The sequence below is a fragment of the Klebsiella sp. A-Nf5 genome, from assembly GCF_002810545.1.
In the GTDB taxonomy this organism is placed as follows: domain Bacteria; phylum Pseudomonadota; class Gammaproteobacteria; order Enterobacterales; family Enterobacteriaceae; genus Klebsiella; species Klebsiella variicola.
The window spans coordinates 1-1,079 of record NZ_PIOG01000098.1 but is presented as its reverse complement, the minus strand read 5'-3'; the positions used below and the strand labels follow the sequence as shown (position 1 = coordinate 1,079).

General features: G+C 47.6%; 1 protein-coding gene. It reads left to right on the top strand.

Annotation, left to right across the window (positions count from 1 at the left end):
• Positions 1–7: 7 nt before the first annotated feature.
• Entirely contained in the window at positions 8–112 is a 105-nt protein-coding gene (locus tag CWM53_RS32350) for a beta-lactamase family protein (RefSeq protein ID WP_227521702.1), read from the top strand.
• The last annotated feature ends 967 nt before the right edge of the window (positions 113–1,079 follow it).

The following is a 1,079-nucleotide window of genomic DNA, read 5'->3' as shown; positions in this document are numbered from 1 at the left end:
ATTATCCTTGGATCAGCCTGTTTCACGTTGGCTGCCAGCGTTTCCGAAAATTGCTGATGAACTAACTCTACGTCAGCTTTTATCTCAGACTTCAGGTCTTGCCGGTACGTAAGAGGAGTTCTATGAGTTTGCTCAGGATCATCGCATTACGTTAGTACAGTCGGCGCAGGAGTTTATGCAGCGCCCTCTGATTAGCCGTCCTGGAAAAGTTTTTGCCTATGGTGATCCGGGTTTTCAGGTAGTTGGCGCTGTTGTTGAGGTGATTACAGGGAAATGCTAGAGTCAGGTATTCCAGGAGAAATTAGCCGGACCGTTGGGGATGATGCGAACCCAATGGATGCATCCGCGAAGGGATCGAGCTAATGATGTGCCTGTGGAGGAGATCCTGAATCCAGTTTTGAAGGGCGGGGCGGTCAGTACGGCGGAGGATTATCTCAATTTTCTGAGTATGATCGCTCAGAATGGGATGTTTGCGGGTTAACGTATTCTCTCGCCAGATTCCATCAATGAAATGTTGGCAGATCAAACTCCTGGTGTAGTAATGACATCGACGGGGAATAATATTCTGGTTGATGTCCATTACGCGCTGGGTAACTGGTGTGAGTCTGGGATACGAGAGGAACGGCTCCCGCAATTCGGGTCTCGGCTTTTTTGGCGTTTATTCCTGGGTTGAGAGAACAACGGGGCATTTTGGTATTATTTGTCCATTTATTCGTGATGATGCATTTCGGTTTTGGTCGGAAATGGAAGGTATCCGTGACGCTGTCTCTGTGGATTAAAGCGACTCGTTGGAACCGTTGCTAGATCACAAAACAGAAAACTTTTTGTCTACGGTAAAAAAGACGGTATGGGTTTCTAAGGGTAAGAAAAAACCACTATCAGACATGATGTTACATGGTGAGTATATAACCAAGCACTAACCGGTCGTGGTTGCCTGATGATGTCAGGCAACCCTTGCTACGCCGGTAGCGAAAAGCCCATCAGGTCTGCCGAAGAGGAGTAATACCGAGCCGTTTCCTCCTCCATCACGCTCGTAAGCAGTTCGTTAACCTTTATCTTATGTCCGGGCAAATTTCGCC